Source organism: Paenibacillus ginsengihumi DSM 21568 (genome assembly GCF_000380965.1).
GTDB classification, from domain to species: Bacteria; Bacillota; Bacilli; order Paenibacillales; family NBRC-103111; genus Paenibacillus_G; species Paenibacillus_G ginsengihumi.
In genome coordinates, this window is record NZ_KB905578.1 from 42,557 (window position 1) to 60,620 (window position 18,064).

27 protein-coding genes and 1 rRNA gene are annotated in these 18,064 nt (G+C 52.7%); 26 read left to right on the forward strand and 2 right to left on the reverse strand.

Features of this window, described 5'->3' with window-relative positions; genetic code table 11:
• Positions 1-27 precede the first annotated feature (27 nt).
• The 22 genes from rplF to F591_RS0115965 all read left to right on the forward strand — a co-directional run bounded on the left by rplF (position 28) and on the right by F591_RS0115965 (position 14,138).
• Positions 28-570 carry a 50S ribosomal protein L6 gene (rplF, locus tag F591_RS0115860; RefSeq protein ID WP_019535605.1) on the forward strand — a complete coding sequence of 181 codons (543 nt, stop codon included), beginning with the start codon at positions 28-30 and terminating at the stop codon, positions 568-570.
• Between the two features lie 69 nt (positions 571-639).
• Entirely contained in the window at positions 640-1,008 is a 369-nt protein-coding gene (gene rplR / locus F591_RS0115865) for a 50S ribosomal protein L18 (protein ID WP_019535606.1), read from the forward strand.
• A gap of 32 nt (positions 1,009-1,040) precedes the next feature.
• Positions 1,041-1,538, forward strand: coding sequence for a 30S ribosomal protein S5 (gene rpsE, locus F591_RS0115870; RefSeq protein WP_019535607.1), 498 nt, complete (start codon positions 1,041-1,043; stop codon positions 1,536-1,538).
• A gap of 11 nt (positions 1,539-1,549) precedes the next feature.
• The gene (rpmD, locus tag F591_RS0115875; RefSeq protein ID WP_019535608.1) at positions 1,550-1,738 is read left to right on the forward strand and encodes a 50S ribosomal protein L30; all 189 of its coding nucleotides are present in this window, start codon (positions 1,550-1,552) and stop codon (positions 1,736-1,738) included.
• A gap of 36 nt (positions 1,739-1,774) precedes the next feature.
• Positions 1,775-2,215 (forward strand): 50S ribosomal protein L15, encoded by a 441-nt coding sequence (rplO, locus tag F591_RS0115880; protein WP_019535609.1) that lies wholly within the window; start codon positions 1,775-1,777, stop codon positions 2,213-2,215.
• Positions 2,215-3,516 (forward strand): preprotein translocase subunit SecY, encoded by a 1,302-nt coding sequence (gene secY, locus F591_RS0115885; RefSeq protein WP_019535610.1) that lies wholly within the window; start codon positions 2,215-2,217, stop codon positions 3,514-3,516. The genes rplO and secY overlap by 1 nt, the downstream gene beginning before the upstream one ends.
• 88 nt (positions 3,517-3,604) lie before the next feature.
• Complete coding sequence (locus F591_RS0115890; RefSeq protein ID WP_019535611.1) at positions 3,605-4,255, forward strand: adenylate kinase; 651 nt, start codon at positions 3,605-3,607, stop codon at positions 4,253-4,255.
• Positions 4,255-5,007, forward strand: a complete 753-nt coding sequence (gene map / locus F591_RS0115895) for a type I methionyl aminopeptidase (protein ID WP_019535612.1) — start codon at positions 4,255-4,257, stop codon at positions 5,005-5,007. Before F591_RS0115890 ends, map begins: the two co-directional genes overlap by 1 nt.
• Positions 5,008-5,020: 13 nt before the next feature.
• Positions 5,021-5,329, forward strand: a complete 309-nt coding sequence (locus F591_RS0115900) for a KOW domain-containing RNA-binding protein (protein WP_019535613.1) — start codon at positions 5,021-5,023, stop codon at positions 5,327-5,329.
• 2 nt (positions 5,330-5,331) lie between these two features.
• Complete coding sequence (gene infA, locus F591_RS0115905; RefSeq protein WP_026326664.1) at positions 5,332-5,550, forward strand: translation initiation factor IF-1; 219 nt, start codon at positions 5,332-5,334, stop codon at positions 5,548-5,550.
• Between the two features lie 71 nt (positions 5,551-5,621).
• Entirely contained in the window at positions 5,622-5,735 is a 114-nt protein-coding gene (gene rpmJ, locus F591_RS0115910; RefSeq protein ID WP_019535615.1) for a 50S ribosomal protein L36, read from the forward strand.
• Between the two features lie 16 nt (positions 5,736-5,751).
• On the forward strand, positions 5,752-6,120 hold the full coding sequence (gene rpsM / locus F591_RS0115915) for a 30S ribosomal protein S13 (protein ID WP_019535616.1): 369 nt from the start codon (positions 5,752-5,754) through the stop codon (positions 6,118-6,120).
• A 16-nt stretch (positions 6,121-6,136) separates the two neighbouring features.
• Positions 6,137-6,535: a 30S ribosomal protein S11 gene (gene rpsK / locus F591_RS0115920; protein WP_019535617.1), complete on the forward strand. Its 399-nt coding sequence runs from the start codon at positions 6,137-6,139 to the stop codon at positions 6,533-6,535.
• Between the two features lie 129 nt (positions 6,536-6,664).
• Positions 6,665-7,609, forward strand: coding sequence for a DNA-directed RNA polymerase subunit alpha (locus F591_RS0115925; protein WP_019535618.1), 945 nt, complete (start codon positions 6,665-6,667; stop codon positions 7,607-7,609).
• Positions 7,610-7,667: 58 nt separating this feature from the next.
• The gene (rplQ, locus tag F591_RS0115930) at positions 7,668-8,033 is read left to right on the forward strand and encodes a 50S ribosomal protein L17 (RefSeq protein ID WP_019535619.1); all 366 of its coding nucleotides are present in this window, start codon (positions 7,668-7,670) and stop codon (positions 8,031-8,033) included.
• 73 nt (positions 8,034-8,106) lie between these two features.
• Positions 8,107-8,898, forward strand: coding sequence for a tRNA pseudouridine(38-40) synthase TruA (gene truA, locus F591_RS0115935; RefSeq protein WP_026326665.1), 792 nt, complete (start codon positions 8,107-8,109; stop codon positions 8,896-8,898).
• Positions 8,899-9,159: 261 nt separating this feature from the next.
• Positions 9,160-9,597, forward strand: a complete 438-nt coding sequence (rplM, locus tag F591_RS0115940) for a 50S ribosomal protein L13 (protein WP_019535621.1) — start codon at positions 9,160-9,162, stop codon at positions 9,595-9,597.
• Positions 9,598-9,617: 20 nt separating this feature from the next.
• On the forward strand, positions 9,618-10,010 hold the full coding sequence (gene rpsI, locus F591_RS0115945) for a 30S ribosomal protein S9 (protein WP_019535622.1): 393 nt from the start codon (positions 9,618-9,620) through the stop codon (positions 10,008-10,010).
• A gap of 240 nt (positions 10,011-10,250) precedes the next feature.
• Entirely contained in the window at positions 10,251-10,943 is a 693-nt protein-coding gene (locus tag F591_RS0115950) for a phosphoadenylyl-sulfate reductase (RefSeq protein WP_019535623.1), read from the forward strand.
• Between the two features lie 40 nt (positions 10,944-10,983).
• Positions 10,984-12,165, forward strand: coding sequence for a sulfate adenylyltransferase (gene sat, locus F591_RS0115955; RefSeq protein ID WP_019535624.1), 1,182 nt, complete (start codon positions 10,984-10,986; stop codon positions 12,163-12,165).
• 65 nt (positions 12,166-12,230) lie between these two features.
• Positions 12,231-12,986: an N-acetylmuramoyl-L-alanine amidase CwlD gene (cwlD, locus tag F591_RS0115960; RefSeq protein WP_019535625.1), complete on the forward strand. Its 756-nt coding sequence runs from the start codon at positions 12,231-12,233 to the stop codon at positions 12,984-12,986.
• Positions 12,987-13,043: 57 nt separating this feature from the next.
• Complete coding sequence (locus tag F591_RS0115965) at positions 13,044-14,138, forward strand: Mrp/NBP35 family ATP-binding protein (RefSeq protein ID WP_019535626.1); 1,095 nt, start codon at positions 13,044-13,046, stop codon at positions 14,136-14,138.
• A gap of 72 nt (positions 14,139-14,210) precedes the next feature.
• Here the strand turns inward: F591_RS0115965 and gerD are convergent, their stop codons facing one another.
• The gene (gene gerD / locus F591_RS0115970) at positions 14,211-14,909 is read right to left on the reverse strand and encodes a spore germination lipoprotein GerD (protein ID WP_019535627.1); all 699 of its coding nucleotides are present in this window, start codon (positions 14,907-14,909) and stop codon (positions 14,211-14,213) included.
• A 146-nt stretch (positions 14,910-15,055) separates the two neighbouring features.
• Here gerD and F591_RS0115975 point away from each other — a divergent pair, with 146 nt between their 5' ends.
• On the forward strand, positions 15,056-15,646 hold the full coding sequence (locus tag F591_RS0115975) for a KinB-signaling pathway activation protein (RefSeq protein ID WP_019535628.1): 591 nt from the start codon (positions 15,056-15,058) through the stop codon (positions 15,644-15,646).
• 61 nt (positions 15,647-15,707) lie between these two features.
• Here the strand turns inward: F591_RS0115975 and pdaB are convergent, their stop codons facing one another.
• The gene (pdaB, locus tag F591_RS0115980; RefSeq protein WP_019535629.1) at positions 15,708-16,475 is read right to left on the reverse strand and encodes a polysaccharide deacetylase family sporulation protein PdaB; all 768 of its coding nucleotides are present in this window, start codon (positions 16,473-16,475) and stop codon (positions 15,708-15,710) included.
• A 107-nt stretch (positions 16,476-16,582) separates the two neighbouring features.
• On the opposite strand from pdaB, the gene F591_RS0115985 reads away from it, so the two are divergent.
• The 3 genes from F591_RS0115985 to F591_RS0115995 form a co-directional block, all read left to right on the forward strand.
• A complete protein-coding gene (locus tag F591_RS0115985; protein WP_019535630.1) occupies positions 16,583-17,194 on the forward strand; it encodes a stage II sporulation protein M in 612 nt (203 codons plus the stop codon).
• Between the two features lie 143 nt (positions 17,195-17,337).
• A complete protein-coding gene (locus tag F591_RS0115990; RefSeq protein ID WP_019535631.1) occupies positions 17,338-17,550 on the forward strand; it encodes a hypothetical protein in 213 nt (70 codons plus the stop codon).
• Positions 17,551-17,857: 307 nt separating this feature from the next.
• A 16S ribosomal RNA gene (locus F591_RS0115995) occupies positions 17,858-18,064 on the forward strand; the annotation flags it as partial.

Genomic DNA, 18,064 nt, shown 5'->3' on the forward strand with positions numbered 1-18,064 from the left:
ACTCTTGAATGAACGGAGGTGCAAACTATGTCCCGTATTGGTCGTAAACCTATCGCGATTCCGAACGGAGTCGATGTGACCATCAATAATACAGTCATTACGGTCAAGGGGCCGAAAGGCACTTTGAGCCGCGAGCTTCACAAGGATATGAAGGTCAGCGTTCAAGACAATGTGATTAGCGTCGAGCGCCCTTCTGACAATAAACTGCACCGCTCCCTGCACGGGACGACCCGCAGCGTCGTTCAAAATATGGTCAGCGGTGTAACCGAAGGCTTCTCCAAGGCGCTGGAGCTGGTAGGCGTCGGATACCGCGCCAACAAATCCGGCAACAAGCTTGTCCTGAACGTGGGCTACTCCCACCCGGTAGAGATCGAGCCGGAGCAAGGCATCGAATTCGAAGTGCCGGCGAACAACAAGATCATCGTTAAAGGCATCGACAAAGAGCTGGTTGGCGCCACTGCCGCTAAAGTTCGTTCCGTCCGCGAGCCGGAGCCGTACAAAGGCAAAGGCATCAAGTACGAAGACGAGCGCATCCTGCGCAAAGAAGGCAAGGCCGGCAAGAAGAAATAAGGCGGCTTGAACCGCTTGCTTCATAGATGAAGATGAACGGATCCGAGTCGAAAGGAGTGAATCCCGCACATGATCACTAAAACCGATAAGAACAAAGCCCGTTTGAGAAGACATCTTCGTGTCCGGAAGAAAATTACGGGTACGACGGAGCGTCCTCGTCTGAACATTTTCCGCTCCTCCAAGCACATGTATGCTCAATTGATCGATGATGTGAAGGGCGTTACGATCGCATCGGCATCGACGGTGGACAAGGAGCTGCGCGGCCAGGTCAGCAACGGCGGCAATGTCGAGGCAGCCGGCAAAGTCGGAGCGCTGATCGCAGAGCGCGCGAAGAAAGCTGGCATCACCAAAGTCGTATTCGACCGCGGCGGTTATCTGTATCATGGCCGTGTCAAAGCACTGGCTGACGCTGCCCGCGAGGCAGGTCTGGAATTCTGATATCGAATCTACAAACAAGGAGGTAAAAGCACTTGCGTATTGACCCCAATACTTTAGAACTGACAGAAAAAGTCGTTCATATCAATCGCGTGGCAAAGGTCGTTAAAGGCGGACGCCGCTTCAGCTTCAGCGCGCTGGTCGTTGTTGGCGACGGCAAGGGCTGGGTAGGCGCCGGCATCGGCAAGGCGGCCGAGGTTCCGGACGCGATTCGCAAAGGCATTGAAGACGCGAAGAAGAACATGATCCACGTTCCGCTCGTTGGGACAACGATTCCTCACTTGGTCATCGGCCATTTCGGAGCAGGCAAGGTGCTGCTGAAGCCGGCATCCGAAGGTACGGGCGTTATCGCCGGCGGCCCTGTTCGCGCAGTGCTCGAACTGGCAGGCGTAGGCGACATCTTGACGAAGTCCCTTGGTTCTTCCAATTCCATCAACATGGTGAATGCAACGCTGGAAGGCTTGCAACGCTTGAAGCGTGCGGAAGATGTTGCAAAGCTTCGCGGCAAAACCGTCGAAGAACTGTTAGGATAAGGAGGGATACCATGGCTAAGCAATTGCAGATTACCCTCAAGCGCAGCCTGATTGGTCGTCCTGAAACGCAGCGTCGCACGGTTGCCGCTCTGGGCCTGCGCAAGCTGCACCAATCCGTAAACCAACCGGACAATGCCGCGATCCGCGGTATGGTTAACCAAGTCAGCCACCTGGTTGAAGTCAAAGAAATCGAAGCGTAACAATCATACATCTAAATTAGAGGAGGTGTGCAAACGATGAAATTGCATGAACTTACTTCTGCTCCCGGTTCCCGCAAATCCAGCAAGCGCGTTGGCCGCGGTATCGGTTCCGGCATGGGGAAAACGTCGACCCGCGGTCACAAAGGTCAAAACGCACGTTCCGGTGGTGGAGTGCGGCCCGGTTTCGAAGGCGGTCAAAACCCGTTGTATCGTCGCTTGCCAAAGCGTGGGTTCAACAACAGATTCCGCACGGAATATGCTGTTGTCAACGTGGAGGACCTGAACAAATTCGCAGCAGGCACGGAAGTGACTCCCGAGCTTTTGATCGAATCCGGCATGGTCAAGAACCCGCTGGATGGCATTAAAATTTTGGGTAATGGCGAAATTACTGTACAATTGAACGTAAAAGCCAACAAGTTCTCCCAATCTGCGGTAGAGAAAATTCAGGCTGCCGGCGGTAAAACCGAGGTGATTTAATGTTTCGCACCATATCCAATATAATGAAAGTAGACGAGCTCAGAAAACGGATCATCTTCACGTTGCTTGTGCTGATCGTCTACAGAATTGGTGCTTTCATCCCGGTGCCTAACATCAATACGGATATTCTCAAGCTTCAGGATCAAGCCAGCACAGCCAGTGTGTTCGGCTTGCTCAATACTTTCTCCGGCGGCGCATTGTTCCAATTCTCCATCTTCGCGATGGGGATTATGCCGTATATTACAGCCTCGATTATCGTGCAGCTGCTGTCGATGGACGTCATTCCGGCGTTCACGCGGTGGGCCAAGGAAGGCGAGGTCGGCAGAAAGAAGCTGAGTCAGATTACCCGTTACGGCACTATCGTGCTGGGGATCATTCAGGCGTTCGGCCTGGCGATTGGATTTAACCGGATGTTCACCGGTCTCGTTCTTGCGCCGTGCTTTACGACCTACGCCCTCATCGCGATCGTGCTTACGGCAGGCACGGCCTTCTTGATGTGGTTGGGAGAGCAAATCACCGAGCACGGCATTGGAAATGGGATATCCATTATCATCTTCGCAGGAATTATAGCTGGTATCCCGACGGCGATCGGACAAATCTACACGACGCAGTTTGTCGACGCCCAAGGTGCGCTGTTCCTGAATATCGTGAAAGTGGTCATTCTTCTCCTTGTTGTCGTTGCGCTCATCGTGGGCATCATTTACGTTCAACAAGGGATTCGGAAAATTCCGGTGCAGTACGCGAAGCGTGTCGTAGGACGCAAAATGTTCGGCGGCCAGTCGACCCACATTCCGCTCAAAGTGAATGCGGCCGGCGTTATCCCGGTCATTTTCGCCCTGTCGCTTCTCGTATTCCCGCCGACGATTGCCAGCTTCTGGGCCGGCAATTCGGTGGCTGACTGGATTATCAAGCACATGAGCTACACGGCGCCGCTCGGCATGGTGCTTTATGTGCTGCTGATCATCGGCTTCACGTTCTTCTATACGTTCGTACAGATGAATCCGGAGCAGATGGCGGATCAAATGAAGAAGAACGGCGGCTACATCCCCGGGATTCGTCCCGGCAAGGCAACTTCCGTTTACTTGACCAAAGTCATGACGCGGATCACTTTGTCTGGTGCTCTTTTCCTGGCCGCGATCTCCATTATTCCGATGATTCTCGGCAGCGTGGCAGGCTTGCCCAATACCGTGACCATCGGCGGAACTTCCCTGCTCATTGTCGTCGGCGTCGCGCTGGAGACGATGAAGCAGATCGAAAGCCAGTTGATCAAGCGCCATTACAAAGGCTTTATTAACAAATAGCACATAGGTACTGGTAGCCCAGGCTTCAAGGACTATCGGCACCTATTGTGCTGTTAGCATCAATAGATGCATTAAGGGAGGAAGTTAGATGAATATCATCTTTATGGGGCCTCCTGGTGCAGGAAAAGGTACTCAGGCGGAGAGAATCGTGAGCGAGTTCCAAATTCCGCATATCTCTACCGGTGATGCCTTCCGTCTGGCCATGAAGCAAGAAACGCCGCTCGGATTGGAAGCCAAGAAATATGTAGATCAGGGACTTCTCGTACCGGACGAGATCACGAACGGCATCGTCCGCGAAAGACTTCAGCAGCCGGATTGCAGCAAAGGTTTTCTGCTGGACGGTTTCCCGAGAACGATCTCTCAGGCCGAAGCGCTTGACGGGATGATGGAGGCTGTTGGCAAAACGATCGATCATGTGATTAACCTGAAGGTGGATCGCGATTTACTGCTTGCGCGTTTGACGGGTCGCAGAATCTGCAAATCTTGCGGAGCAACGTATCACATCTTGTTTAACCCTCCTGCACGTGACAATGTTTGCGACAAATGTTCCGGTGAATTGTACCAACGTTCGGACGATACGGAAGAAAAGGTGGGCACTCGGCTCGACGAGTACACCAATAAGACGGCTCCGCTTCTGGAGTACTATCGTAACAAGGGAATACTGCGTGAGGTTAACGGTGAGCAAGAGATCAATACGGTAACTGCACAAATCAGTTCACTATTGCGAGGGCAAGCGTAATGATCATTTGTAAGTCTGAAGCCGAACTGGCGATCATGCGGGAGGCGGGACGCATCGTTGCCGAAACCCATAAGCTGATGAGCCAAGCGGTTCGGCCCGGTATTACAACGAAGGAACTCGATCAAATCGCAGAAGACTTTATTCGCAGCCAAGGCGCAATCCCATCTTTTAAAGGCTACAACGGTTTTCCGGGAAGTATTTGTGCTTCCGTGAATGACGAATTGGTTCACGGCATTCCCAGCGGCAGAACGCTGCAGGAAGGTGACATCATCAGCATCGACATCGGGGCTCAATATAAGGGCTATCACGGAGACTCGGCGTGGACGTACCCGGTCGGCACGATTTCGGATACGGCCCGCAAGCTGCTCGAAGTGACGGAACGGTCGCTGTATGCCGGGTTGGCGGAAGCGAAGCCGGATGAGCGGTTGTACACGATATCGCATGCGATTCAGCGAGTCGTCGAAGACGAAGGATTCTCGATCGTTCGGGAGTATGTAGGCCACGGGATCGGCACCCAGCTTCACGAGGAGCCGCAAATTCCCAACTACGGCATTCCCGGACGCGGGCCGCGCTTGAAGCCGGGCATGGTCCTTGCGATCGAACCGATGGTCAACGTGGGCGAGCGTTATGTCAAGACCCTCGAAGACAATTGGACCGTGGTGACAGTGGATGGCACACTGTGCGCCCATTTCGAACATACCATCGCCATTACGCAGGACGGGTTTGAAATATTGACACTGCCCAGTGCATAATAGGTGAAGCCTTATGGACATGTCGAAGGTACCGCAGATCGGTCAGATCGTCAGGGTGAAGCAAGGTCGGGATTCCGGGAAGTTCGCCGTCGCCATCGGCGTCGCAGACCAACGGCACGTATGGATAGCGGACGGCGACAAACGGAAGTTCGAGCAGCCCAAGAAGAAGAACCTCATTCATCTCGAGCTCCTGCCGGCGATTAGCAGCGAAGTAGCTGACAGTATGGCGGAGTCTGGTCGGGTCACCAACGGCAAGCTGCGGTTTGCACTGAAGAAGTATGTGGACGAATCCATGTTGGAAGCGCAAGAGAAAGGAGAATGACTGTGGCCAAAGAAGATGTGATTGAAGTCGAAGGTACAGTGATTGAACCTCTTCCGAATGCCATGTTTAGAGTTGAGCTGGAGAACGGTCATAAAATACTCGCTGTCGTATCCGGAAAAATCAGAATGCACTTTATCCGCATTTTGCCCGGGGATAAAGTGACGGTTGAACTGTCGCCGTATGATTTGACCAGAGGCCGTATAACCTATCGCTTTAAATAAAATTGTCGGTGTATCCTGTGTTTATCGAAGACGGAGCGCGTGCTAACGAATAACTTCAGGAGGTTAAAACAATGAAGGTAAGACCGTCGGTCAAGCCGATTTGCGAAAAATGCAAAATCATTCGTCGCAAAGGCAACATTATGGTAATTTGCGAAAATCCGAAGCACAAACAAAAACAAGGTTAAGGAGGTGCCCGCATAGATGGCACGTATTGCTGGTGTAGACTTGCCCCGTGACAAGCGTGTAGAGATTGCGCTGACGTACATTTTCGGCATCGGTAAAACGACAGCTCAGAAGATCATCGCCCAAACCGGCGTTAACCCGGACACTCGCGTTCGCGACCTCACGGAAGACGAGGTAAGCAAAATTCGCGAAGTCATCGACAAGACGATCAAGGTCGAAGGCGATCTTCGCCGCGAAATTGCTCTGAACATCAAGCGGCTGATCGAGATCGGTTGCTACCGCGGTATTCGTCACCGTCGCGGCCTGCCGGTTCGCGGCCAACGCACGAAAACGAACGCTCGTACGCGCAAAGGTCCTCGTCGTACGGTAGCTAACAAGAAGAAGTAAAGGGGGGTAAACATCCATGGCTAAACCGAAAAATAAAGTGACTCGCACGAAGCGCCGCGACCGTAAAAATATCGAATCCGGCGTCGCTCATATCCGTTCCACGTTCAACAATACGATCGTTACGATTACTGACCCGCACGGCAATGCGATCTCCTGGTCGAGCTCCGGGAACCTCGGCTTTAAGGGCTCCCGCAAGAGCACGCCGTTCGCTGCCCAGATGGCGGCAGAGTCCGCTGCGAAGGCTGCTATGGAGCATGGCCTGAAGTCGGTCGAGGTTATGGTTAAAGGCCCGGGCTCCGGCCGTGAAGCAGCGATCCGTTCGCTTCAAGCCGCAGGTCTTGAAGTTAACCTGATTAAAGACGTTACGCCGATTCCTCACAACGGCTGCCGTCCTCCGAAACGTCGTCGTGTCTAATTAAGGATTACGGGAACGTGTGTGGTATATTTATCCAAAAGTTGTGAATACTGATTGGATAGGCATATTACACGTTCTAAGCGTCTTAAGTTATCCAGAGGGAAACGACGTTTGAAGGAGGGTTTATCCATGATCGAAATCGAAAAGCCGAAAATAGAGACCGTACACTCCAGTGAAGACGGCACTTACGGCAAGTTTGTCGTGGAGCCGTTGGAGCGTGGCTACGGAACTACGCTCGGCAACTCGCTTCGCAGAATTTTGCTGTCCTCTCTGCCGGGAGCGGCTGTCACTTCCGTCCAGATTGACGGCGTTCTGCACGAGTTTTCCACCGTTCCTGGTGTTGTCGAGGATGTCACGGAGATCATTCTGAACCTCAAAGGGCTATCGCTCAAAATTCACTCCGACGAAGAGAAAGTGTTGGAGATTGATGCTGAGGGAGAAGGCGTCGTTACCGCCGGGGATATTCGCGGAGACAGCGACGTGGAAATCCTGAATCCGGATTTGCATATTGCCACGCTGTCTTCCGATGCCCGTCTGCACATGCGCATTCATGCCAACAGAGGGCGCGGCTACGTTGCCGCCGACAAGAACAAACGGGAGGATCAACCGATCGGCGTCATTCCGATCGACTCGATCTACACTCCGATCACCCGCGTCAACTACAGCGTGGAAAATACTCGCGTCGGTCAAGTGACCAACTACGACAAGCTAACCCTCGAAGTCTGGACCAATGGCAGTATTCGACCGGAAGAAGCTGTAAGCTTAGGCGCGAAAATTTTGACAGAGCATCTGATGCTCTTCGTAGGCCTGACCGATGAAGCGAAGGACGCGGAGATCATGGTGGAGAAAGAAGAGGACAAGAAGGAGAAAGTGCTCGAGATGACGATCGAGGAGCTGGATCTTTCGGTTCGTTCTTATAACTGCCTGAAGCGTGCCGGCATCAATACGGTGCAGGAGCTCATTACAAAGACCGAAGAAGACATGATGAAGGTCCGGAACCTGGGACGCAAATCATTGGAGGAAGTGCAGGAGAAGCTGGAAGAGCTGGGCCTCGGCCTCCGTACGGAAGATTGATCGTCTCTGATGAACGGAAGTTCATCGTCTACATCTAGTTAAAAGGAGGTTGCACCTCATGGCATATCAAAAGCTGGGTCGCGACTCCAGCGCGCGGAAAGCATTGTTCCGCGATCTGGTAACCGACCTGTTCATTCACGAGCGCATTCAAACAACCGAAGCGAAAGCCAAGGAATTGCGTTCTATCGCAGAGAAACTCATTACGTTGGCGAAGCGCGGCGACCTGCATGCGCGCCGTCAAGTGGCTTCCTTCGTACGCCGCGAAGCTGCGAACGAGAACCAGGATGTGATTCAAAAGCTGTTCTCCGACATTGCTCCCCGTTATTCCGAGCGCAATGGCGGATACACGCGGATCCTGAAGCTGGGTCCTCGTCGCGGTGACGCAGCGCCTATGGTATATTTAGAATTGGTTGACCGAGCTTAATTTCGGATGGAAAGGGTGGACGGGATCTTTTGATTCTGATGAAACCCTTTTTTTTGTACTCGGGGGATGACGCTTGAGAAATTTGTGCATGAAGGTAAGTTACGACGGTACGGCTTACAACGGCTTTCAGACCCAGCCGGATGGCAATACGATTCAGGATGTGATTGAAGAGGCGCTGGCGCAATTGACGGGAGAGACGGTGAAAATAACCGGTTCCGGACGAACCGATGCCGGCGTCCATGCCCGGGGGCAAGTGTTCAATTTTTTCACGGCGTCGAAGATTCCGCTCAATCGCTGGTGCCTGGCCATCAATTCCCGTCTGCCGGACGATATTCTGGTGTGGCAGGCGCGGGAGGTGCCGGAGACGTTCCATGCCAGGCGCTCAGCCAAATGCAAAACGTACCGTTATACGATCCGCTGCGGCAAGCACCCCGATGTATTCAAACGCCATCAGGAGTACCATCATTATACGCCGCTCGATGCGGACGCGATGAGGGACGGGCTGCGGTACTTGGTGGGAGAGCATGACTTCACCTCGTTTTGCTCCACGAGAACGGACAAAAAATCGAACGTGCGCACGATCTATTCGGCCAGGCTGGAATGCGGCGAATGGGACGCCCAGCTGGAATCGTACCCCCTCTATGTGTATTTGACGGGAAACGGCTTTTTGTACAACATGGTGCGGATTATCGTCGGAACGCTGCTGGAAGTCGGCATGGGGAAGCGGAAGAGCGAGGAGATCGTTCATATTCTCGAGGGCAGAAGCCGCCTGCTGGCCGGTCCGACTGCGATGGCCCACGGGTTGATGCTTTGGGACGTCGAGTACGAGCTGCTTGACGAGGTAGGGCAGCAGGCTTATTTTTAATTCGTTCATTAGCAGAAAAAGAGTTGCTTGCTGTGTGGAAATGTTGTAAAATATCACTTGGTGTTTCTTGATTGGCTATCCCACGGCCCCGGGTCAAGAAAGCCGTACAGCAACAACTATGAATGAACCTGGAAACTCGATGCAGTGATCGCGAGTTTTCAGTACCTAAGGTGACGGCCGATGGCGAAGAATCGCTTGTCATGGGCGTCCGGCTAATGAATTCGAACTACGGATGAGATAGATTTCTAGGAGGATAATGAAATGCGTACCACATATATGGCTAAGCCCAATGAAGTAGAACGCAAATGGTACATCATCGACGCTGCCGATAAGACGCTCGGCCGTCTGGCCAGCGAAGCGGCAAGCATTATTCGCGGCAAGCACAAGCCGCAATTCACTCCGCACGTGGATATGGGCGATTTCGTGATCGTCATCAACGCGGACAAGGTTGTACTTACCGGCAAGAAGCTTCAAAACAAGAAATACTACCGTCACTCCATGTATCCGGGCGGCCTGAAGGTGACGACCGCTGCGGACATGCTGAAGAACAAGCCCGAGCGTATGGTCGAGCTTGCTATTCACGGTATGCTCCCGAAAAACCGCCTCGGCAACAGCATGAAGACGAAGCTGAAAGTATATGCAGGCGCTGAACATCCGCATCAAGCACAAAAACCTGAAGTTTGGGAACTTCGCGGTTAATATAAAGGGAGGACTGTATTGTGGCACAAGTACAATACTACGGCACCGGCCGTCGTAAGCATTCGGTAGCACGCGTTCGTCTTGTACCAGGCGAAGGACGCATTGTAATCAATAAGAGAGATTTGGACGACTACTTCGGTTTGGAGACGCTGAAGCTGATCGTGAAGCAACCGCTCAACTTGACGGAAACGCTCGGTCAATACGATGTTCTCGTTAACGCCCATGGCGGAGGCGTAACAGGACAAGCCGGCGCGATTCGCCACGGCATTTCCCGTGCGCTGCTCAAGGCTGATCCGGAATTCCGCGGTCCCCTGAAGAAAGCCGGCTTCCTGACGCGCGATCCGCGCATGAAGGAACGGAAGAAGTACGGCTTGAAGGCCGCTCGTCGCGCGCCTCAATTCTCCAAGCGTTAATATGCGCTTCAGAAACCTTCTCAAACATTGTTTGGGAAGGTTTTTTTTTATTTATACACCAACGCCCAGTTCAGGCAATAAAATATGAAAGACGCCGCTGACGAACGAATCCTTCGTCAGCGGTCGTCACCTAGCGCAAAAATTTTAAATTGACAAAAAGTCCTGGATGACTATAATATGAGACAATAACAACAAATCATATTTGCATAGTCGGATTAATCTGGGCAGGAGGTATAATTCATGAATTTATTTGAAAAGGAAGAGCTGATTCGTCAAGCGGCCGAAGATTTCGAGAACCAGTCTCCGGAGAAACTTTTAGCCTGGGCGGTAGAAAGGTTTCCCAACATTACGCTTGCCTGTAGCTTCGGGGCTGAGGATGTCGTGCTCGTTGACATGCTGCAAAAGATCAGCCCCCAGACGGATATTTTTTACCTGGATACGAACGTTCACTTCAAGGAAACGTACGAAACGCGCGACCGCCTGCAGCAGCATTACGGCGTCGAATTCGTTCAAGTGCTGCCCAAGCTGACGCTTGAGGAGCAGGCCGAGCAGTACGGCCCTGAGCTGTGGAAGAAAGATCCGAATCAGTGCTGCAATTTGCGCAAGGTCGATCCGCTGACGGATATTCTTAAAAACTACGATGCGTGGATTACCGGGATTCGCCGTGACCAAGCGCCGACGCGCGCTAACGCCAAGAAAGTGGAGTACGACGTCAAATTCGGCCTGGTCAAGTTCAATCCGCTGGCTAGCTGGACGAATGATGACGTCTGGAACTATATCCGCTCCAACGGGGTCATTTATAACCCGCTTCACGACAATCATTATCCGAGTATCGGCTGTGAGCACTGCACCCGTCAAGTCATGCCGGGAGAGGACCCGCGCGCGGGCCGCTGGGCCGGTTTCCAGAAGACGGAGTGCGGGCTTCACAAGTAATCCGATCGTTCGGAAATATTCGTAGAAGGAGCGAAATGAGATGACTGCAACAATCGCGCCGCATGGCGGCACACTCATCAACCGTTTGGTCCAGGGGGAGGAGCGCGAGCGACTGCTTGCGGAAGCGAAGTCGTACGATCAGCTGAAAATCAACGCCTGGACGGTGTCCGATCTCGACCTGATCGGCGTCGGCGCATTCTCGCCGCTAACCGGGTTCATGAACGAGGAGGACTACCATTCCGTCGTCGAGCGGATGCGCCTGGCCGACGGCACCGTGTGGAGCATTCCGATTACGCTGGCTGTCCAGCCGCACATCGCGGAAGGCTTCAAGCAAGGGCAGAAGGTCGCGCTTGTGGGAGAGCAAGACGGCGTCCTGTACGGTGTCATCGAGGTGCAGAGCATCTATAACGTCGATCAGAAGAATGAGGCCGTGAAGGTGTTCAAGACCGACGATACGGCACATCCCGGCGTACAGAAACTGTTCTCCAGGCCGTCGACATACATTGGCGGACCGGTACAGGTGCTTAATCGTCCGAAGCCGGAGAAATTCGGCGAATTTTATTTTGACCCGGCCCAAACAAGACAAATTTTCGCGGAAAAAGGCTGGAGAACCGTAGTCGGCTTCCAGACCCGCAATCCGGTTCACCGGGCGCATGAATATATCCAAAAATGCGCCTTGGAGATTGTCGATGCCCTGTTCCTGAATCCGCTGGTCGGCGAGACGAAATCGGACGATATTTCCGCCGATATCCGGATGCGCAGCTACCAGGTGCTCCTTAATAACTATTATCCGAAGGATCGCGTGTTTTTCGGCGTATTCCCGGCAGCAATGCGCTATGCTGGACCGCGTGAGGCGATCTTCCATGCCATGGTGCGCAAAAATTACGGCTGCACTCATTTTATCGTCGGGCGCGACCATGCCGGCGTAGGCGATTATTACGGCACATACGAGGCCCAGGAAATTTTCCGCAACTTTACGGCGGAAGAGCTGGGCATCACCCCGTTGTTCTTCGAACATAGCTTCTTCTGCACGAAGTGCGGCAACATGGCATCCAGCAAAACATGCCCGCACGGCAAAGAAGACCATCTCCATCTTTCCGGCACGAAGGTGCGCGCGATGCTTCGCAACGGCGAGTGCCCGCCGCCGCAGTTCTCCCGTCCGGAAGTGGCTAAAATCTTGATCGAAGGCATGGCTGAGCAGCTGGAGGCAGCCAAGCAGTAGGTATAATTGTCCACCCTGTCCCATAAGATGAACAAGAATCTTATGGGATACGAGGTGGTTTTTTCATGTTCGGGAAGCGAAAGCGGGTCGTCGTCTGGCTGTCCAGAAACAGTGTCCTCAAGCTTGCAATGTCCGCCCTGCTCGTCGCATTGACCTTATTCATGTTCACTTACGAGTTGCCCGCAACGAAAACATGGACCTATTGGACGATGCCTCTCTCCGGCAAGATGATCGCGCTGGACGCAGGCCACGGCGGACCGGACGGCGGCGCCTCGAGCCGGGAAGGCATCGCTGAAAAGGACATCAATCTGGCGATCGCAAAGCATCTGAGAGATTATTTGCAGCAGGCCGGAGCGCTCGTCACGATGACCCGGGAGGAGGATAAGGATTTGGCCGCCCCCGAGACCAAGGGCTACAGCCGGAGAAAAACGGAGGATTTGCTGAACCGGGCAGAGCTCATTGCAAAGCAAAATCCCGATATGTATGTGTCGATTCACTTAAACAGCATTCCGTCGGCAAGATGGCGCGGAGCGCAAACCTTCTATTATCCGAACCATCAGGACAGCCCGAATCTGGCTGCCTTGATTCAGGAAGAAATCAAGAAAAGCTTGAAAAATACAGACCGTGTGGCCATGCAGGTGGATAAGGAGGTTTATCTGCTAAAGACGCTGAAGATGCCCGGGGCGCTCGTTGAGGTCGGATTCTTGTCCAATCCCGAGGAAGCGCGTCTGCTCAGCGATCCGGCGTATCAGAAAAAGGTCGCGGCCGCGATTTATCAAGGAATTCTTCGTTATTATGCGGGGGAGAGGGCAAGCCTCTGACGTTTTTATGGTATAATAAGCCTCAGCACGAAACTCAAGAGGCCGAGGTGAGCAACCGTGATAACGAAAGAGCAGCTGCTGGAAGCGATCCGCGATGTGCTTGATCCGGAATATAACCTTCCGCTTACGGAATTGAATTTTATACGGGATATCGTGATCAAGGAGGAGAAGATCTCGGCGACAGTTGTCGTATCCCGCGAAGACGAGGCCTACAGAAACCAGCTTCAAGAGCGGCTCGCAGCCGCTTTTCGAAATGCCGGCGCCAAGGATGTGCATCTTCGGCTGAGAGCGATCTCCGATTATGAACGGAACGAGGCCGCGCGCAAGCTGCAGGAACAGGGGGTGAGCGGCGGCGAGGGAACCGCTGAGGGGAGCGCTGTGAACGTGCTTGATCCGCAATCGAACGTGCAGTTTATCGCCATCGCCAGCGGCAAGGGCGGCGTCGGCAAATCGACGGTAACGGTCAATTTGGCCGTAGCCTTGGCCCGGCTCGGCAAGAGAGTCGGGCTGGTGGACGCGGATATATACGGCTTTAGCGTGCCGGATATGATGGGAATCGAGGAGCGGCCGGAGGTGGTCGGCAACCGGATTATTCCTGTTGAGCGTTTCGGCGTCAAAGTGATTTCCATGGGCTTCTTCGTTCAAGACAACACCCCGGTGATTTGGCGCGGGCCGATGCTTGGAAAAATGCTCCGAAACTTCTTTCATGAGGTGGAGTGGGGCGAGCTCGACTATATTTTGCTCGACCTGCCGCCGGGAACGGGGGACGTTGCGCTGGACGTTCACCAGATGATCCCGCAGAGCAAAGAAATCATCGTTACGACGCCTCATGCGACTGCTGCTTTTGTAGCGGCCCGTGCGGGCGCCATGGCGCTGCACACCGAGCATGAGATTATCGGCGTCGTAGAGAATATGTCCTATTATGCCTGCAGCAAGTGCGGCAACAAAGATTACATATTCGGCCGCGGCGGCGGAGCGAAGCTGGCGGAAGAGCTGCACACGAAGCTGCTGGCGCAAATTCCGCTCGGCGTACCGGACAATCACGTCGCAGAGCCGGATTATTCTCCATCCGTGTACAAAGCGGATACCGAGACGGGCCGCATTTATCTCGACGTGGCGCGTCAGCTTATCGATGCGGCTCCTGCGCAATAAATACCAAACACCGGAAGGCTCTCTTCCGGTGTTTTTTAGTTCGCGTCTCCGGCCCGCCTGAAAACTTAAGGCTTAACTGTTTCCGCCGCTGTCGCTGCCGCCTTCGCCGCCTCCGCCTCCGCCGTCGCCACCCTGGGAGCCGCCGCCTTGGCCTTCCTTGCCTTGTTTACCTTGCTGTCCGCCCTCTTTCGGCATGGATTCCTCTTCCAGCACTTTTTTCATCAAATTCATCATCTCCAGGCGAAACAGCGGGCTTTGCAGCGATTCTTGAATGACGGCCTTCATTTGGGTGCGGTATGGAGTAGTTTTCATCGTTTCGAGCAGCATGCGTTCAAATTCGGGACTTTTCATGGCGTCCATTAGCTGCTTTTGATACTCGGGGTCCTTCATCAGATCTTTATAAATTTGCTTCGTATCCTTTTGCACGGCCTGGGCGAACTGACCGGCAAACCGGGGGTCGGTAATCATTTTTTGCAAAAAACGATTGTTCGTCGTATCGGTAAGCACATCCTTGACAGCCAGCTGCAGCTGCTGCGGATCGCCGGAAGCGAGCAATTGCAGCCTGTCGGCGCCCGTGCCGCTTGCGGCGTAAGTCGCCTCTTGCACCGCTTTGCGTCCGTCTTCCGATTTCAATATGTCAAGGACCATCGATTTGGTGTCCTTGTAGCTCATGAGGGCATTGGAGCTGGAAGCGTTGGTGTCCGAACCGCAGCCTGCCAGCAAGCCAACGATCGCTACAGCCGGCAAAAGTCCTGTCCAGTTCAATCGCATGGCGCTAAAGGCTCCCTTCTCTTTTTACGGGTAGTATCTGTAGCCGAAGAGCGATTTAACACGCCGGGGGTTGGCTTTTTGTTGAGAACGTTGGTACAATTAACTGTTGAGACGAGACGTTAATGAGCCTTGGAGGTAATTGCAAAGTGACGCTGAGAAAATGGTATTATTTGTTCTGGACGACGCTTGTCGTCGGCAGCATCGCTGGGCTGGCGGGGGGCTTGCTGCTTCAATGGACGGACCATGAAGTTCCTTTGGCCGGCAAGGCGATCGGCTTTAGTATCATAACCATGCTGCTTGGGGGCGCAACGATTAGCGTACTCAGCCAAATGGGGTTTTTCGCTTATTTGATCGCGCGTTATTTGTTCAAAGGGTTTCTTCGCAAGCGGTGGGTGGAAGATGCGGTACAAGTCATTATGATCGTGATCGTTCTATTCGACCTCGTTTATTTGAGACGAACTCCCGATAGCGGCTGGGCGGCCTTTTTTATTCTGCCGATGGTGATGCTCGCGGTCGCCTGGGGCGTAGCCTGGTGGAAAGTTAAGCTCACGAACGCTTCGGCGCGCATTCCGACTTTATTTTTTATGATTGTAGTCACTGCCATCGAGGCGGTTCCGTCCATTCGCTTGAACAATCCGGCGTCCACTTTTTATATGATGGTGCCGCTTCTCGCTTGCAATGCATGGCAGATCTTGATCTTATCCAAAGTGCTGCAAACAGACAAAGAGCCGTTGTAACGGCTCTTCCGCTTTTTCGTATTTCTTTTTGCAGGGAATTAGCTTTAGCGGCTTGGCAAGCTTATTGATCCTCCACATGCTGCTTGTCGCTGACCTTGGTCTGCTTGAGCAGATCGCTCACCGTGACGAATTCGTAGCCTTGTTCGCGCAGCTTGTCGATAATGACCGGCAAAGCCTCGTGCGTCTGTTTGACGGAATCGCTCGCATGAAGCAGAACGATATCGCCGGGATGAGCTTGGGAAACGACGCGGTTAACGATCTCTTCCGTGCCGGGATTTTTCCAATCCATGGAATCGGTGTGCCACTGGATGACGGTATAATGCAGCTCGTTTGCAATGCGCAGCACTCTTTTGTCGAAATCGCCGTTCGGCAACCGCAGCAGGCGCGGAGTTTTGCCGCTCGTCTCCGTTATGATGCGGTGAGCAGTCTGGATTTGGGTGCGAATTTCTTCATCGCTCAACCCGCTGTAATTGGTATGCTTATGTCCGTGGCTTCCGATCTCCCAACCGCCTTTGGCAATTTGCTGCACCAGCTCGGTATGGGTTTGCGCCCAGGGCGATGAGATGAAGAAGGTGGCGTTCTTCACCTTTTTTTCTTCCAAAATTTTGAGGATCGGTTCCGCCCGCTTGTCCCCCCAGCTGATATCGAATGTCAGTGCGAGCACTTTTTGGTCAGTTGGCACGTTGTATACAGCAGCAGGCTCATTCAAAGAGAAGACCGATACGTTCTCTCTTTCGGAATAAATGATGCCCGCCGCAAATAGGACCGCTACGAAGATGATCAGCCCTTGCTTCAGTTTTTTGCCGTTCATGACATAAAAGTAATTCACTGGATTGCCTCCTTTTCTTTACGCAAGGCTTGTATAATACCGTTTGTTTCTAAATGTATGCATGTACACATGAGATATGCTTTTAAGTATTGGAGGGATTTCGGAAAATGAAATGGAGTTTGGCCTGGTATCAGCTTAGGCGGATCAAGCATTATATTTTTGCATCGGCACTGGTCTTTTTGCTGGGGATTGTGCTGGGCAGCATGTATTCGGAGCAGTTTCAAATGTTTTTGAATGCTCAGATGAGGGCGCTGGACGAGCTGATACGCTCGACGGAGCACGCGAAAAGCCGGGAATGGGCGTTATTTTGGGTAATCTTCTGGAACAATGCGACGGTTGCTCTGCTCATTATCGCTATGGGCATCTTTTTCGGCGTATTTCCGCTGTTCGCCTTAATATCCAACGGTTTGCTGCTTGGTTATGTCGCCTCCGCATCGGCTGAGAAAAATTCGCTAGGCTACATGCTCAAGTCGGTCATCCCGCACGGTATACTCGAACTGCCGGCGATTATTGTCGCGGCGGCCTTTGGCTTGAGGCTTGGCGTGCTCGTGCTTCAGCTGCTCGTGTCGATGGTCGTCCCCAAACGGTCGGCTGCCGTACGCGAGGAGTTTCGGCTGTTCATGCGCTCGCTTGTTCCGGTATGCGTTCTTCTTTTGCTCGTATTGCTGGCCGCGGCGGCGATCGAGAGCACCATTACGTTTTGGCTTGTCCGAAAATAAAATTTCGAGTCATAAAAATGTAAAAAACTGTGCATAACATAAGCATGTATATGCAAGGATAGAGTATGCAGACGATAAGCGCGCTTTTAGCTTAAGGCGCATACTCGTTCTTGTACGCGACTTTGAAAGGAGCGGCTTGTGGGATGCTCGGTTTTTTATTTAACGACCGCGAATGCAGAGAACTGGATTATGTGCTGCGCAAAGAGCTCGATGAGATGCTGTTCGATCTGAATGACAAACGAATCGACGCCCATATTAAAGAGGCCATCGAATCCAGGTACAAGGTGATTTTTCGGATGTATGCCCGTTTAGCTTCCCCTAAAGAAATATCTAAATATGCCCGCCATCGAAATTAACGAGTAAAATCAAAATTGTCTCTTGACTTCTAACGATCAACTATGATATTTTAGTATTCGTTCGCTTGAGAGATAGGAAGTCGAAAGGCGAACTGGAAATAAAAAGTTTGAAATTAATACTTGCACTTTGTTAGGCGGATGTGGTATATTAAGAAAGTCGCCGCTAAACAAGGTGACGATGAAGTGAGAAGCTGGAAAGCAGTGATGCGACTGGCTTCGTTGTAGAACTTGTCCTTTGAAAACTGAACAACGAGCAAGTGTTTGTGCGACTTGAAGCAAGTCAATGCAATGAGCTAAATCAACATCCTTTTTGGAGAGTTTGATCCTGGCTCAGGACGAACGCTGGCGGCGTGCCTAATACATGCAAGTCGAGCGCTGGATGGTTTCCTTCGGGGAATTATCCGGAGCGGCGGACGGGTGAGTAACACGTAGGCAACCTGCCCGGAAGACCGGGATAACTACCGGAAACGGTAGCTAATACCGGATAGGTGGCTTCTTCGCATGGGGGAGCCAA

What these genes read in the sequence shown, in the direction of transcription:
- rplF (WP_019535605.1), top strand. Translation starts at nt 28, where the DNA reads ATGTCCCGTATTGGTCGTAAACCTATCGCGATTCCGAACGGAGTCGAT.
- rplR (WP_019535606.1), top strand. Translation starts at nt 640, where the DNA reads ATGATCACTAAAACCGATAAGAACAAAGCCCGTTTGAGAAGACATCTT.
- rpmD (WP_019535608.1), top strand. Translation starts at nt 1,550, where the DNA reads ATGGCTAAGCAATTGCAGATTACCCTCAAGCGCAGCCTGATTGGTCGT.
- rplO (WP_019535609.1), top strand. Translation starts at nt 1,775, where the DNA reads ATGAAATTGCATGAACTTACTTCTGCTCCCGGTTCCCGCAAATCCAGC.
- secY (WP_019535610.1), top strand. Translation starts at nt 2,215, where the DNA reads ATGTTTCGCACCATATCCAATATAATGAAAGTAGACGAGCTCAGAAAA.
- F591_RS0115890 (WP_019535611.1), top strand. Translation starts at nt 3,605, where the DNA reads ATGAATATCATCTTTATGGGGCCTCCTGGTGCAGGAAAAGGTACTCAG.
- map (WP_019535612.1), top strand. Translation starts at nt 4,255, where the DNA reads ATGATCATTTGTAAGTCTGAAGCCGAACTGGCGATCATGCGGGAGGCG.
- F591_RS0115900 (WP_019535613.1), top strand. Translation starts at nt 5,021, where the DNA reads ATGGACATGTCGAAGGTACCGCAGATCGGTCAGATCGTCAGGGTGAAG.
- rpmJ (WP_019535615.1), top strand. Translation starts at nt 5,622, where the DNA reads ATGAAGGTAAGACCGTCGGTCAAGCCGATTTGCGAAAAATGCAAAATC.
- rpsM (WP_019535616.1), top strand. Translation starts at nt 5,752, where the DNA reads ATGGCACGTATTGCTGGTGTAGACTTGCCCCGTGACAAGCGTGTAGAG.
- rpsK (WP_019535617.1), top strand. Translation starts at nt 6,137, where the DNA reads ATGGCTAAACCGAAAAATAAAGTGACTCGCACGAAGCGCCGCGACCGT.
- F591_RS0115925 (WP_019535618.1), top strand. Translation starts at nt 6,665, where the DNA reads ATGATCGAAATCGAAAAGCCGAAAATAGAGACCGTACACTCCAGTGAA.
- rplQ (WP_019535619.1), top strand. Translation starts at nt 7,668, where the DNA reads ATGGCATATCAAAAGCTGGGTCGCGACTCCAGCGCGCGGAAAGCATTG.
- rplM (WP_019535621.1), top strand. Translation starts at nt 9,160, where the DNA reads ATGCGTACCACATATATGGCTAAGCCCAATGAAGTAGAACGCAAATGG.
- F591_RS0115950 (WP_019535623.1), top strand. Translation starts at nt 10,251, where the DNA reads ATGAATTTATTTGAAAAGGAAGAGCTGATTCGTCAAGCGGCCGAAGAT.
- sat (WP_019535624.1), top strand. Translation starts at nt 10,984, where the DNA reads ATGACTGCAACAATCGCGCCGCATGGCGGCACACTCATCAACCGTTTG.
- cwlD (WP_019535625.1), top strand. Translation starts at nt 12,231, where the DNA reads ATGTTCGGGAAGCGAAAGCGGGTCGTCGTCTGGCTGTCCAGAAACAGT.
- gerD (WP_019535627.1), bottom strand. Translation starts at nt 14,909, where the DNA reads ATGCGATTGAACTGGACAGGACTTTTGCCGGCTGTAGCGATCGTTGGC.
- F591_RS0115985 (WP_019535630.1), top strand. Translation starts at nt 16,583, where the DNA reads ATGAAATGGAGTTTGGCCTGGTATCAGCTTAGGCGGATCAAGCATTAT.
- F591_RS0115990 (WP_019535631.1), top strand. Translation starts at nt 17,338, where the DNA reads ATGCTCGGTTTTTTATTTAACGACCGCGAATGCAGAGAACTGGATTAT.